10 protein-coding genes and 2 pseudogenes are annotated in these 13,104 nt (G+C 72.0%); 10 read left to right on the forward strand and 2 right to left on the reverse strand.

The genetic code is table 11. From position 1 onward, the window contains the following. Positions 1–27: 27 nt before the first annotated feature. The 8 genes and pseudogenes from ACIHAR_RS09365 to htpG all read left to right on the forward strand — a co-directional run bounded on the left by ACIHAR_RS09365 (position 28) and on the right by htpG (position 10,246). A complete protein-coding gene (locus tag ACIHAR_RS09365) occupies positions 28–1,686 on the forward strand; it encodes a catalase (RefSeq protein ID WP_400018206.1) in 1,659 nt (552 codons plus the stop codon). 153 nt (positions 1,687–1,839) lie between these two features. Next, entirely contained in the window at positions 1,840–3,495 is a 1,656-nt protein-coding gene (locus tag ACIHAR_RS09370) for a cellulase family glycosylhydrolase (protein WP_400018207.1), read from the forward strand. Between the two features lie 238 nt (positions 3,496–3,733). Further along, positions 3,734–4,117: a hypothetical protein gene (locus tag ACIHAR_RS09375; protein ID WP_400018209.1), complete on the forward strand. Its 384-nt coding sequence runs from the start codon at positions 3,734–3,736 to the stop codon at positions 4,115–4,117. Between the two features lie 15 nt (positions 4,118–4,132). Next, positions 4,133–4,354, forward strand: a pseudogene (locus ACIHAR_RS09380) (helix-turn-helix domain-containing protein); the annotation flags it as partial. Positions 4,355–5,098: 744 nt separating this feature from the next. After that, a pseudogene (gene tap, locus ACIHAR_RS09385) lies at positions 5,099–7,096 on the forward strand (telomere-associated protein Tap); the annotation flags it as partial. Between the two features lie 13 nt (positions 7,097–7,109). Then, entirely contained in the window at positions 7,110–7,664 is a 555-nt protein-coding gene (tpg, locus tag ACIHAR_RS09390) for a telomere-protecting terminal protein Tpg (protein WP_365457760.1), read from the forward strand. Positions 7,665–7,916: 252 nt separating this feature from the next. Then, positions 7,917–8,066, forward strand: coding sequence for a hypothetical protein (locus tag ACIHAR_RS09395; RefSeq protein ID WP_365457763.1), 150 nt, complete (start codon positions 7,917–7,919; stop codon positions 8,064–8,066). Between the two features lie 260 nt (positions 8,067–8,326). Further along, positions 8,327–10,246: a molecular chaperone HtpG gene (gene htpG / locus ACIHAR_RS09400; protein ID WP_400018212.1), complete on the forward strand. Its 1,920-nt coding sequence runs from the start codon at positions 8,327–8,329 to the stop codon at positions 10,244–10,246. 112 nt (positions 10,247–10,358) lie between these two features. Here htpG and ACIHAR_RS09405 read toward each other — a convergent pair whose 3' ends face one another. After that, a complete protein-coding gene (locus ACIHAR_RS09405) occupies positions 10,359–11,249 on the reverse strand; it encodes an SDR family oxidoreductase (protein ID WP_365457769.1) in 891 nt (296 codons plus the stop codon). Between the two features lie 139 nt (positions 11,250–11,388). Here ACIHAR_RS09405 and ACIHAR_RS09410 point away from each other — a divergent pair, with 139 nt between their 5' ends. Next, the gene (locus ACIHAR_RS09410) at positions 11,389–11,886 is read left to right on the forward strand and encodes a DUF2975 domain-containing protein (RefSeq protein WP_365457772.1); all 498 of its coding nucleotides are present in this window, start codon (positions 11,389–11,391) and stop codon (positions 11,884–11,886) included. Then, positions 11,886–12,092 carry a helix-turn-helix transcriptional regulator gene (locus ACIHAR_RS09415; RefSeq protein ID WP_365457775.1) on the forward strand — a complete coding sequence of 69 codons (207 nt, stop codon included), beginning with the start codon at positions 11,886–11,888 and terminating at the stop codon, positions 12,090–12,092. Before ACIHAR_RS09410 ends, ACIHAR_RS09415 begins: the two co-directional genes overlap by 1 nt. Before the next feature lie 209 nt (positions 12,093–12,301). On the opposite strand, the gene ACIHAR_RS09420 is transcribed toward ACIHAR_RS09415, so the two are convergent. Then, on the reverse strand, positions 12,302–12,883 hold the full coding sequence (locus tag ACIHAR_RS09420) for a hypothetical protein (protein ID WP_400018216.1): 582 nt from the start codon (positions 12,881–12,883) through the stop codon (positions 12,302–12,304). Between the last annotated feature and the right edge of the window lie 221 nt (positions 12,884–13,104).

Genomic DNA, 13,104 nt, shown 5'->3' on the forward strand with positions numbered 1-13,104 from the left:
GGGAACGAGCCGAAGGAGCCCGACGACATGACGGACGTATCGAGCAAGGGGCCCGGCCCCGGAGACGACCGGCAGGTGCTCACCAACCGGCAGGGCCACCCCGTCTACGACAACCAGAACCAGCGCACCGTCGGCGCCCGCGGCCCGGCCACGCTGGAGAACTACCAGTTCCTCGAGAAGATCAGCCATTTCGATCGCGAGCGCATCCCGGAGCGGGTCGTGCACGCCCGCGGCGTCACGGCGTACGGCTACTTCGAGGCGTACGGCACCTGGGGCGACGAGCCGATCAGCCGCTACACCCGCGCCAAGCTCTTCCAGGAGCGGGGCAAGCGCACCGACCTCGCCGTCCGTTTCTCCACCGTCATCGGGGGACGCGACTCCTCCGAAGCCGCCCGCGACCCGCGCGGCTTCGCCGTGAAGTTCTACACCGAGGACGGCAACTGGGACCTCGTCGGCAACAACCTCGGCGTCTTCTTCATCCGGGACGCCATCAAGTTCCCGGACGTCATCCACGCCCTGAAGCCCGACCCGGTCACCTTCGAGCAGCAGCCGCGGCGCATCTTCGACTTCATGTCGCAGACGCCGGAGGCCATGCACATGCTCGTCAACCTCTTCAGTCCGCGCGGCATCCCCGCCGACTACCGGCACATGCAGGGTTTCGGCGTCAACACGTACAAGTGGACGGACGACGAGGGCCGGACCGTGCTGGTCAAGTACCACTGGATGCCCAAGGCGGGCGTGCGCAGCATGACCGAGGAGGACGCGGCGAACGTCCAGGCCGACTCCCTGGGCCACGCCACCAAGGACCTGTACGAGGCGGTCGCGCGCGGTGACCACCCGGAGTGGGAGCTCCTGGTCCAGATGATGGACGACCACGACCATCCGGAACTGGACTTCGACCCCCTGGACGACACCAAGACCTGGCCCGAGCAGGACTTCCCGCCGAAGCCGGTCGGGAAGATGGTGCTCAACCGCATGCCGGAGAACTTCTTCGCCGAGAACGAGCAGATCTCCTTCGGCACCGGGGTCCTCGTCGACGGCCTGGACTTCTCCGACGACAAGATGCTCGTCGGCCGCACCTTCTCCTACAGCGACACCCAGCGCTACCGCGTCGGCCCGAACTACCTGCAGCTGCCGGTCAACCAGGCCAAGGGCACCGACGTCCACACCAACCAGCGCGACGGCCAGATGACCTACCACATCGACGGCGACGGCGAGCACCCGAGCGTCAACTACGAACCGTCGATCACCGGCGGACTGCGCGAGGCGCATTACCCCACGGTCGACGAGGAGGGGCCGGAGATCCGCGGCCGCCTCACCCGCAAGCGCATCCCCCGCACCAACGACTACCTGCAGGCGGGCCAGCGCTACGCGCTGATGCAGCAGTGGGAGCGGGACGACCTGGTCAAGAACCTCACCGAGGCGCTCGCCGAGTGCGACCGTCCGGTTCAGGAGCGCATGGTGTGGCACTTCCTCCTGGTCGACAACGACCTCGGCCTCCGGATCGGCGAGGGCGTCGGCATCTCCCCGCAGGACGTCGCCGGACTCGAACCCCTGGCCAGTCAGGACCTGACCGACGAGGACCGTGAGCGACTCGCCCACCTCGGCAAGAACCCGCCCCGCGACGTCGAGGGCCTCACGATGACGCACTGCGTGCCGAACGAGCGGCATGTCGTGACCCGCTGAACCATCAGCCGTCGGCCGCTCCCTCCCGCCGCGGGGGGAGCGGCCGAACGCTGTGCGCGATGTCTTGACGTGTACTTGGCATAGTGGCTTCATGGGAGCGCTCCCACACATTGTCCGATGCCTGGTTTCCGGCGCTCACTCCCTGGAGTCGCAGTGAGAAGAGCAAGAAGCGCGACACGCAAAAGGATCCTGCCCGCACTGGCCCCGCTGCTCGGCCTCGCCGTGGTCCTCGGCTTACTGACCCCGGCCGCCGCCCGGGCCGCCGAGTCCCCGGACGCCCTCGCCACGGGCCTCCACATCAGCGACGGCCGTCTGCTCGAGGGCAACGGCAACGACTTCGTCATGCGCGGCGTCAACCACGCCCACACCTGGTACCCGGGCGAGACGCAGTCCCTGGCCGACGTCAAGGCGCTCGGCGCCAACACCGTCCGCGTCGTCCTCTCCAACGGCCACCGCTGGACCGAGAACAGCCCCGACGACGTCGCCCGCGTCATCGACCAGTGCAAGGCCAACCGCCTCATCTGCGTCCTCGAGGTGCACGACACCACCGGCTACGGAGAGGAGGCCGCGGCCGGCACCCTCGACCAGGCCGCCGACTACTGGATCGGCCTCAAGGACGTCCTGGCCGGCGAGGAGGACTACGTCATCGTCAACATCGGCAACGAACCCTGGGGCAACACCGAACCGCAGGGCTGGACCGACCCGACGATCGCCGCCGTGAAGAAGCTGCGTGCCGCCGGCCTCGAACACACGATCATGGTGGACGCGCCGAACTGGGGCCAGGACTGGCAGGGCGTCATGCGCGCGAACGCGCAGACCGTGTACGACGCCGACCCGACCGGCAACCTGATCTTCTCGATCCACATGTACAGCGTCTTCGACACGGCCCAGGAGATCACGGACTACCTGAACGCCTTCGTCAACGCCCGGCTCCCCATTCTGATCGGCGAGTTCGGCGGACCCGCCGACCAGTGGGGCGACCCCGACGAGGACACGATGATGGCCACGGCCCAGCAGTTGCGCCTCGGCTACCTCGCCTGGTCCTGGAGCGGCAACACCGACCCGATCCTCGACCTGGCGATCGACTTCGACCCCAGCCGGCTCAGCTCCTGGGGTCAACGCATCTTCAACGGCGCCAACGGCATCGCCCAGACCGCGAGGGAGGCCACGGTCTTCGGCGGCGGCAACCCCGGCGACACCCAGGCCCCGACGGCCCCCGGTACCCCGGCGGCCTCCGCCGTGACCGCCACGTCCGCCACCCTGACCTGGACCGCGTCCACCGACAACGTTGGCGTGATCGGCTACGACATCGTCCGTGTCAGCGGCGGCACCGAGACGAAGACCGCCGCGTCCGCGACGAACTCCGTCACCCTGACCGGTCTCACCGCCGACACCGCGTACACCTTCGCCGTCTACGCCCGTGACGCGGCCGGCAACCGTTCACCGCGTTCGGCCACGGTGAACGTCACCACCGACGACACGCCGGCCGGAAGCTGCTCCGTCGGCTACCGCGTCGTCGGTGAGTGGCCGGGCGGCTTCCAGGGCGAGATCGCGCTGCGCAACACCGGCACCGCTCCCGTCAGCGGCTGGAGCCTCGGGTTCACGTTCGCCGACGGCCAGACGATCACCAACATGTGGGGAGGGACCCCCACGCAGAGCGGCGGCACGGTGACCGTCGCCCCCGCCTCGTACACGTCCACCGTCCCGGCGGGCGGCTCGGTCACGGTGGGCTTCATCGCGGCCAAGGGCGCGACGAACACCGCGCCGGCCGCGTTCACCCTGAACGGCACCGCCTGCGCGAACGCCTGAGCGCGCGTCACCCGCGTCCCGGACCGGCATCGGCGCGGGACCTGGATAGGCATCCGGCGCGACACCCGGATCGGGTCCCGGATCGGCACCCGGATCGGGTCCCGGATCGGCACCCGGATCGGGACCTGGATCGGCATCCTGCGCGGGATCCGGATCGGGGCCCGGATCGAGACCCGGCGCGGAGGTGCAACGGAACAACGAGCCGTTGTTCCGTTGCACCTCCGCGTAGAGTGATCACATGGCACATGATGTTCGGGACCCCGCCGGGCGCCTGTCCGCGCCGACGGAGGACCCCGCCGCTCCGTGGGCCGCCGCCCACCGTCTCCAAGAGGACGCCGCGCTGCTCGGCCGGGTCCTGACGGCCGCCGCCGGCCACCGGCAGGGCGACGGACAGCAGCCGGACCCGGCCGCGGACGACGTGGCCGCGGCGCTGGGCCTCTTCGAAGACATGCGCGTCAGCCTCGACCGGCTGGAGGCCCAGGTCGTCATCGAGGCCAGGCGGCGCGGCATGGACTGGCGGCGCATCGCCCGCCACCAGGGGCTCAACTCCTCCCAGGCCGCCTCGCAGCGCTACCAGCGGCTGATCACTCGCCTGGAAGAGATCCGCCAGGGCGTCCGGTAGGGGACGGGGACACAGATGACCGACCAGCAACCGGAGTTGTTCGCGGCCGTCGACGCGCTGCTCGCCGCCGTCGACGACGGCAGCGTGCTGCCCACCCCGGCCGAACGCGTCAGGCTGCGCGAGGCGGCCGGCCTCACCGAGGCCGCCGTCGCCCAGGTGCTCGGCGTGCGCGTGCCCAGCATCCAGGCGTGGGAGGCGGGCCGTGCCGAGCCGAGGGGTGAGCGCCTGCAGGCCTACCGCCGCCTGCTCGAAGGCCTCGCCGCACGCTACCCGGCCCCCGCCCCGGCACGGCCCGTCCCCGCCCCGACCCAGCCCGCGGAGACCACGCCGGCGGCGACCGGTGCGCCCGGGGCCTCCGCAGGGCCTGCCGCGACCAGTGCGCCCGAGGTGTCCAGCCCAGCGGCCTCCGCCCGGCCTGAGGAGTCCACCGGGCCCGCGGTGGCCGACGGGCCTGCGGCGATCGGTGTGCCCGGGGCGTCCGCCTCGCCTGCGGCGACCGCTGGGCCTGCGGCCGCTACCGGGCCTGCGGCGATCGGTGTGCCCGGGGCGTCCGCCTCGCCTGCGGCGACCGCTCGGCCTGCGGCCTCCGCCGGGCCTGGGGCGTCCGCCTCGCCTTCGGCTACCGCTGGGCCTGCGGCCTCTACCGGGCCTGCGGCGATCGGTGTGCCCGGGGCGTCCGCCTCGCCTGCGGCGACCGCTCGGCCTGCGGCCTCCGCCGGGCCTGCGGCGTCCGCCTCGCCTTCGGCTACCGCTGGGCCTGCGGCCTCTACCGGGCCTGCGGCGTCCGCTGGGCCTGCGGCCTCTACCGGGCCTGCGGCGTCCGCTCGGCCTGCGGCCTCCGCCGGGCCTGCGGCGTCCGCCTCGCCCGCAGCCTCCACTGCGTCCTCGGCGGCCACCGCGCCCGCAGCTACGGCCGCAGCCTCTGTTCCGCCCGCGGCGACCACCGTGCCCGCAGCCTCTGTTCCGCCCCCGGCGACCACCGCGCCCGCAGCCTCCGCTCCGCCCGCGGCGACCACCGCGCCAGCGGCCTCCGTACCGATGGACTCCGCGGGCGTGGACTTCACGTCCGCGGGCCCCGGGTCGGCGGACCGCGGGTCGGCGGTCCACCACCCTGCGGTCCACCACCCTGCGGTCCACCACCCTGCAGTCCACCACCCGGTGGACCGCCGGGGCGCGGACCGCAGGTCGCAGGCCGGCCTTCGGGCGCGTGCCCAGCACGCGGACCGGACGAAGGCCGCCGCCGCCGTCGACCCCCGTTTCGCCCACGGACCGCTCGCCGTCGTGGACGCCGACCAGGACGGCCGGGCCGTCGCGTACTGTGTCGGCGGCCTGGTCCTGGACGTGCCCGCCGCCTCCCTCCCGGCCCTGGTCCAGTGGGCCCTCACCGAGGCCGCGCTCGGCGCGCCCCGGCTGAACCCGCACGGCAGGGACGCCGACCCGCTGCTCGTGCTCACCCCCGCGGCCTGCGAGCGCTACGGGCTGCCGACCCGTCTGTCGCAGGAGGAGCGTCTGGCCGGCCGGATCCCCGACGACCACAGGGCCGTACGGCAGTTGCAGCGCGCCGACTGGCAGCTCACCCGGCGCGGGCTCGGCCCGTGGGCCCGGATCTACCGGCCCGCACAGGGCGGCCGGCGCCAGTGCGTCCAGCTGTGCGTCCCGTCCTGGGACGCCCTCGACGCCCGCGTCTGGCACGGCGCCGCCGACCTGGCGCCCGCCGAACTCGCCCGGCTTCTCGGCACCTACGCGCAACGCGTCACGACCCCGTGCGGTTCCACCGCCGTGACCGGCCTGGAACTGATGACCGCCCTGCACCCGCCCACCCGGGCGAGCGAGCCGGGCGCCGACGGCAGACGGCACAGCGAGCACAACCCCGGCTCCCTCGGTACGCAGCCGGTCGACTGCGCGCCGTGCGAGGCCCCCGACGGCCACCCCCTCCTCGCCGATCTGCCGCGCTTCCACCAGCGAGGCCCGGCCGAGATGCTGCTGGAGGAGGCGTACGACTGGGCCCGGCCCCTGACCGACGCGGAGTGCCTGCGGCCGTACGTCGTCGGCATCGACGTCAACCTGGCGTTCGGCGCGGCCGCCAACGGCGCGGTCGTCGGCCTCGGCGCCCCCGTGCACGTGCGGAAACCCGCCTTCGACCCGAAGCTCCCCGGAAGCTGGCTGGTGGACCTCTCCCACGTGGACCTCTCCCGCGTACGGGTCGGCAAGGAGTGGACGCGGCTCGAGGCGGAGCTGCTGCCCAGCCCGTTCACCCCGAAGGGCGAGCGGCCCGACGGCCCGGCCTGGTACGCGACGCCGACCGTGGCGTACGCGGTCGAGCTGGGCTACGACGTCGCCCCGCTGGAGGCGTGGGTGCGGCCGGACAACGGCCGTTACCTGGACGCCTGGTACAAGCGGCTGCGCGACGCGTACGTGGCCACCATGGCGGACCTCGGCGTCACCGGCGACCTGCCGCCCGAGGAGTTCCTGGCGGCGATGGACGGCTGCAAGCAGCGCGACGAGCAGATGGCGATCGTCCTGGCCGCGATCAAGGCGACCGTCAAGGGCGGTATCGGCAAGCTGAGGGAGCGCCCGCGCGGCGGGGGCTGGAAGCCCGGCCGGCCCTGGCCGGCGCTCGCCCGCCCGACGTGGCGGCCGGACATCCGCGCCACCGTCATCTCCCGGGCGCGGACCAACATGCACCGCAAGATCCTCGCCCTCGCCGCCGCGACGGACCGCTACCCGGTGGCGATCCTGTCCGACTGCGCGGTGTACGCCGCCGACGGTGAAACCCCGCTGCACGTCCTGCCCTACACCGAGGACGGCAGGACGGTGCCCGGCTCGTTCCGGCTCGGGGTGTCGCCGGGGATGGTCAAGCACGAGGGCACCCAGACCACCCTGTGGGCCGAGGGCGTCCGCGAGGAACACGGCGACGACCTCAACCTGGCCCGGTACATCAAGGACGGCCGGGTCACCGCCGTGGACGGCGGAGAGTAGGGGAGGCTGACCGATGGACACGGTCGGAGACGGTCTCGAGACGGTGCTGCAGAAGGCGTTCACCCGCCCGGTCCCCAAGTCGGCCGGCGCGCGGATGCGGTACCTCGTCAAGCAGCTCAAGGGCACCCGAGCGGTCGCCGACCTGCTGGGCATCTCCCAGCGCACCGTCGAACGGTATGTGAAGGACCAGATCAGACGGCCGAGGAAGGAGCTCGCGGACCGCCTGGAGCGGGAGGTCCGCAGCCGCTGGCAGCCGCAGGTCCGGGCGAAGGCGAGGCGGCAGGCGGCGACCACCGACGGCATCGTCATCGACACGCGCGCCCGATTCGGCTACACCGCCGCCCCGGGCAGCACCGACGACGCCCGCCTGCGCCACCTCACCGTGGCCCTGCCCCCGCAGTACGCGGCCCGCCTGTTCGAGGCCCGGGATCGGGGCGCCACGGAGCAGCAGTTGCGGGACATCGCGGCCGAGGGGCTCGGCGAGATCTACTTCCGCGACAGCGGCCGCCGTGCTCACGGCCTGCTGGTCGAGTTCACCGACGTGGAACACGTCGAGTTCGACCTCTGACCCTGGCAGCCGGGTCACCGCCGCCGGTCGCGCACGACGCGCTGCCGAGTTGCCTGCCACCGAACTCGCCCGGCTCCGGTCTGTGCACGGGACGGGACGGTGTGGTGTCCCGTCCCCACCAACGCCTCCGCGTCCGCGTCGGCTTGTGGGCCGCACGGCTGACACCGCGGGTGAGGCGGCGGGGCCGGGGTAGACGCGTCAGTACACAGGCCGGGCTCTTCGGCCTCGTCGACTCTTTTCAGGAGGGCAGTCATGCCAGGGATGCTGGAGAAGATCAAGCAGTTCAGCAGAAGCCCGCAGGGGCGTCGCACCATCGAGCAGGTGCGCCGCGCCGCCGCCGACCCGCGCCGCCGGTCCCAGGCGCAGCGGCTGCTCGGCAGGCTGCGGGGGCGGGGGCACTGACACGCCCGGCCGCGCCCCTCGGTGCGCGCATGGGCGGCTCCCCGGACGGAGTCGGTACGGTCCCCGCCTCCGGGTGCGGGATTCGCGCGCAGGCGGCGGAGCCGGGCGCGGTGACGCCCGCCGCCGTCCCGGAGTCGCCCTGTCCCGGGGGCGCGGCACGACGCCTTCGTCCAGTTCGGTTCGGATGCCGCGACCCGCTGTCCTAAAGTGCTGCCGTCAGCCAGTTCCGGACGTCTGGGACCGAGAGGTAGTCGCGAACCATGCCGACCGAAACGTTTGAGTTTCAGGTGGAGGCCCGTCAGCTCCTGCAGCTGATGATCCACTCGATCTACTCGAACAAGGATGTCTTCCTGCGTGAGCTCGTCTCCAACGCCTCCGACGCGTTGGACAAGCTGCGCCTCGCCGCCCTGCGGGACGACACGCTCGACGCCGACGTGTCCGACCTGCACATCGAGATCGACGCCGACAGCGACGCCCGCACGCTCACGGTGCGGGACAACGGCATCGGGATGTCGTACGACGAGGTGTCAGGGCTCATCGGCACGATCGCCAATTCGGGCACCGCCAAGTTCCTGGAGGAGCTCAGGCAGGCGGAGGACGCCGCCGGTGCGGAAGGGCTCATCGGGCAGTTCGGCGTCGGCTTCTACTCCAGCTTCATGGTCGCGGACGAGGTCGTCCTGGTGACCCGGCGGGCCGGCGAGAGCCAGGGCACGCGCTGGTCGTCCCGCGGGGAGGGTACGTACACGCTGGAGACGGTCGACGACGCCCCGCAGGGCACCGCGATCACCCTGCACCTCAAGCCGGCCGATCCCGAGAACCAGCTCCACGACTACACCTCCGCGTGGAAGCTCCGGGAGATCGTCAAGCGCTACTCCGACTTCATCACCTGGCCCATCCGGATGATCCCGCGGCCGACCGCCACGAAGGACGGCGACGGCGGCGACGGCGAGGCCACGCCCGAGCCCGAGACGCTCAACTCGATGAAGGCCCTCTGGGCGCGCTCGCGCGACGAGGTGAAGGACGAGGAGTACCACGAGCTCTACAAGCACATCAGCCACGACTGGACGGACCCCCTCGAGACGATCCGGCTCCAGGCGGAGGGCACCTTCGAGTACCAGGCCCTGCTCTTCATCCCCTCCCACGCCCCCCACGACCTGTTCACCCAGGGCTACAAGCGGGGCGTGCAGCTGTACGTCAAGCGCGTCTTCATCATGGACGACTGCGAGGCGCTGCTGCCGCCGTACCTGCGCTTCGTCAAGGGCGTCGTCGACGCCCAGGACCTCTCGCTCAACGTGTCGCGGGAGATCCTGCAGCAGGACCGCCACATCCAGCTGATGCACCGGCGGCTGGCGAAGAAGGTCCTGTCCTCGGTGAAGGACATGATGACCGCGGCCCCCGACCGGTACGCCACCTTCTGGCGCGAGTTCGGCGCCGTCCTCAAGGAGGGACTGGTCACCGACGCGGAGAACCGCGACGTGCTGCTCGCCGCGTCCTCGTTCGCCACCACCCACGACGACACCGAGCCGACGACGCTCAAGCAGTACGTGGAGCGGATGAAGGACGGCCAGGACACCGTCTACTACATGACGGGCGAGTCCCGCGCGGCCATCGAGAACTCCCCGCACATGGAGGCGTTCCGCGCCAAGGGCATCGAGGTGCTGCTGCTCACCGATCCGGTGGACAAGGTGTGGACCGACGCGGTCGGCGAGTACGAGGGCAAGCAGCTGCGGTCCGTGGTCAAGGGCGAGATCGACCTCGACACCGGCGAGGAGACGTCCGACGAGGACCGGGAGAAGCAGGGCGAGGAGTACGCGGGCCTGCTCGGCTGGATGAAGGAGCACCTCGGCGAGGAGATCAAGGACGTACGGCTGTCCTCCCGGCTCACGGTCTCCCCGGCCTGCCTGGTCTCCGACACGCACGACCTGACGCCCGCGCTCGAGAACCTCTACCGCGCGATGGGCCAGGAGGTGCCCCGCACTCGGCGCATTCTCGAGCTGAACCCCGAGCACACGCTGGTCAAGGGCCTGAACCAGGCGTTCAGGGACGGGAAGGACCGCGCGGCCCTCGCAGAGAGCGTGGAACTCCTCCACGGCCTCGCCCTGCTGGCCGAGGGAGGCCGGCCCACCGAGCCGGCGAAGTTCGTGCAGCTTCTGGCCGAGCGGATCGAACGCGCCCTGTAGGGCGTCACGGTACGGACGGCGTCCGCGCGCACGGGCGCCGTCCGGACGGCCGCGGCCCGTCCTCAGCCGCCCGGAGCACCCGGGGCCGAGGACGGGGCGGGCCGGCCGATGCTCAGGGCAGCGGTGTGCCGCCGGTGGCGTTGAGGATCTCGGCGGTGACGAAGCTCGCGTCCTGGGAGGCGAGGTAGACGTAGGCCGGAGCGAGCTCGGCCGGCTGGGCCGGCCGGCCCAGGGGGCTCTGTTTGCCGAACTCGGCCGTGTCGGGCATGGTCGCGGGGATCAGGGGCGTCCACACCGGACCCGGCGCGACGGCGTTCACGCGGATGCCGCGCTCCGCGACCATCTGGGCGAGGCCCTGTGTGAAGGTGACGATGGCGCCCTTGGTCATCGCGTAGTCCAGAAGGTGCGGGCTGGGTTTGTAGGCCTGCACCGAGGTGGAGTTGATGACACTGCCGCCCGCCGGGATGTGCGGGAGCGCGAACTTCGTCAGCCAGAACATGCCGTAGAGGTTCGTGCGCATGACCCGGTCGAACTGCTCCGTGGAGATCGCCTCGATGCCCTCCGGCTGCGACATCTGGTAGGCCGCGTTGTTCACCAGGACGTCGATGGACCCGAATTCCGCGACGGCCCGGTCGATCAGGGCCCGGCAGGCGTCCTCCTCGCGGATGTCGCACGACACGGCGACGGCCTTGCGCCCGGCGTCCTCCACCAGACGGCACGTCTCGCGGGCGTCGGCCTCCTCCTGGCCGAGGTACGTGAACAGCACGTCGGCTCCCTCACGGGCGAAGGCCAGCGCCACCGCCCGCCCGATCCCGGAGTCGCCACCGGTGATCACCGTCTTGCGCCCCTCCAGACGGCCGGAGCCGCGGTAGGAGTCCTCGCCGTGGTCGGGCGGCGGGTCCATCGGACCGGTCCAGCCGGGATGCGGCTGGTCCTGCTGCGGGAAGTCGGGACGCGGGTGCTGCGCGGTCGGGTCCTGCGGGGTGTCTCGGCCCTCCGTCACATCGGCCTCCTCTGGTCGTCGGTGCGGTGCGCAGGACCGGGTTCCCCGGTTGGACCAGCCGAAAAGACCTTCGGCACCCGCTTGCCTCTCCTATCGAATATCGATAGATTCCGATCGTTGCTCGATTGAGGGAGAGGCGATGGGAAAACTGACGCTGCTGGCGCTGCGGACCGTCCTCGGGATGCTGCTCGCCGGCTCGGTGTTCGTGCAGGCGGTGATGGTGCCGCTGCTGGCCGTCGACCTGAGCGGGCTTCGCGCGGACGTCTCGTACCTGCGTGTCCCGCTGCTGGTGATCGTGGTGCTCTGGGTCCTCACCTGCCAGGTCGTGCTGGTCTGCGTGTGGCGGCTGGTCACGATGGTGCGGCGCGGAACCGTGTTCTCCGATGCCGCGTTCCGCTATGTCGACGTCGTGACCGGCGCGATCGTGGCGGCCGCCCTACTGGTGTTCGCGCTCGGCGTCGTCCTGGCACCCGGCGAGGCCGTGGCGCCGGGCGTGGTTCTCCTGGTCGGCGGGGTGGGCGTGGCGGTCCTCGGGGTCGCGCTCATCGTCCTCGTCCTGCGCATGCTGCTCGCGCAGGCCGTCGCCCGGGACGTCGAGGCGGCGCGGATGCAGGCCGAGCTGGCCGAGGTGATCTGATGCCGATCGCCGTCGACATCGACGTGATGCTGGCCAAGCGGAAGATGTCCGTGGGCGAGCTGGCGGAGCGCGTCGGGATCACGCCCGCCAACCTGGCCGTGCTCAAGAACGGCCGCGCCAAGGCCGTCCGTTTCACCACCCTCGCCGCACTCTGCGAGGTGCTCGAATGCCAGCCGGGGGACCTGCTCCGCTGGGAGGCCGAGTGATCCAGGTGTGAAGTGCCGATCCGCGGGCAGGCGGACGGTGCCGGAAAAAGGCGGGGCGGCGCTACCTGGGGAGGTCTGCGCCGCCCCGTACCCGTGTCCCGGCACCGGTGTGACGACGGACGCGCGCGGGCACGGCCGGCCCGGGGGCGGCGCGCGGCGCCCCCCGGGCCGGCGTCAGCGCCGTGCACTGCGGGACGGCGGCGGTCGGGTCAGCGGGCGGTTCCCCAGGTGTGGGCCACGTCGATGACGAGGCGGTCGGCCAGCCGCAGCACCCGGAAGGGCAGCCGGGCCCGCACGCCGAGTCCGATCTGGGTGTCGCCCTCGAAGCTGCCGACGAAGCGGGCGTCGCGGAAGGTGCGGTAGCCGGTGAGGTCCACGCCCGGCAGAGGACGACCGGGTGTCGCGGGGTAGGTGGGGCTGCCGGTGTCGGGGTCGTAGGCGGGTGCGTGCACCCGTACCTCCAGGATGGCTCCGCCGCCGACGGGGATGGGACGTCCCGAGCCGTCCTGGTGGATGCCGTCGACGTACCGGACGGCGAAGCCGAGGTCGTCGCTGCCCGCGCCCGGGACGTCGACGACCATCCGGTCGTAGCAGTCGTGGCTGCCGGTCCTGACGGACCGCACCGACTCCAGTGAGGCGGCGGTGTACGCCTTGTCCAGGCTGCCCCAGCCGGTGGGACAGGCGACGGCCCGCGCAGCGGCGACGGGAGTGGCCTCGGCGGGCACTGCGGCCACGCCCAGGGCGGCGGTCATGAGGGCGGCGGTCGCCCAGACGGTTCTGCTTCGCACCATGGTGTCCCCCGAAGAGTCCGTGTGTCTGATATCAGGTGAGACAGCCGGGTTCACTCAACGGTTGCACTGACGTCGGTGCGAATGCGAGACGCGCCTCCTGTCGCGAGGAGAGATCTCAGGGGAGCCGGGGGCGGGCCGGGCCGCCACGGGGGTGCGTCGTGGCGGCCGCGGCTGCTATCGCGTCCGGCACGGCTCAGACGAGGCCGTTGGCCGACTTCTTG

The sequence above is a fragment of the Streptomyces sp. NPDC052016 genome, assembly GCF_044548445.1.
Taxonomy (GTDB): Bacteria; Actinomycetota; Actinomycetes; order Streptomycetales; family Streptomycetaceae; genus Streptomyces.

Coding starts and splice junctions, on each gene's coding strand:
- tpg (WP_365457760.1), top strand. CDS start 7,110: ATGGACACGGTCGGAGACGGTCTCGAGACGGTGCTGCAGAAGGCGTTC.
- ACIHAR_RS09365 (WP_400018206.1), top strand. CDS start 28: ATGACGGACGTATCGAGCAAGGGGCCCGGCCCCGGAGACGACCGGCAG.
- ACIHAR_RS09420 (WP_400018216.1), bottom strand. CDS start 12,883: ATGGTGCGAAGCAGAACCGTCTGGGCGACCGCCGCCCTCATGACCGCC.
- ACIHAR_RS09375 (WP_400018209.1), top strand. CDS start 3,734: ATGGCACATGATGTTCGGGACCCCGCCGGGCGCCTGTCCGCGCCGACG.
- htpG (WP_400018212.1), top strand. CDS start 8,327: ATGCCGACCGAAACGTTTGAGTTTCAGGTGGAGGCCCGTCAGCTCCTG.
- ACIHAR_RS09410 (WP_365457772.1), top strand. CDS start 11,389: ATGGGAAAACTGACGCTGCTGGCGCTGCGGACCGTCCTCGGGATGCTG.
- ACIHAR_RS09415 (WP_365457775.1), top strand. CDS start 11,886: ATGCCGATCGCCGTCGACATCGACGTGATGCTGGCCAAGCGGAAGATG.
- ACIHAR_RS09395 (WP_365457763.1), top strand. CDS start 7,917: ATGCCAGGGATGCTGGAGAAGATCAAGCAGTTCAGCAGAAGCCCGCAG.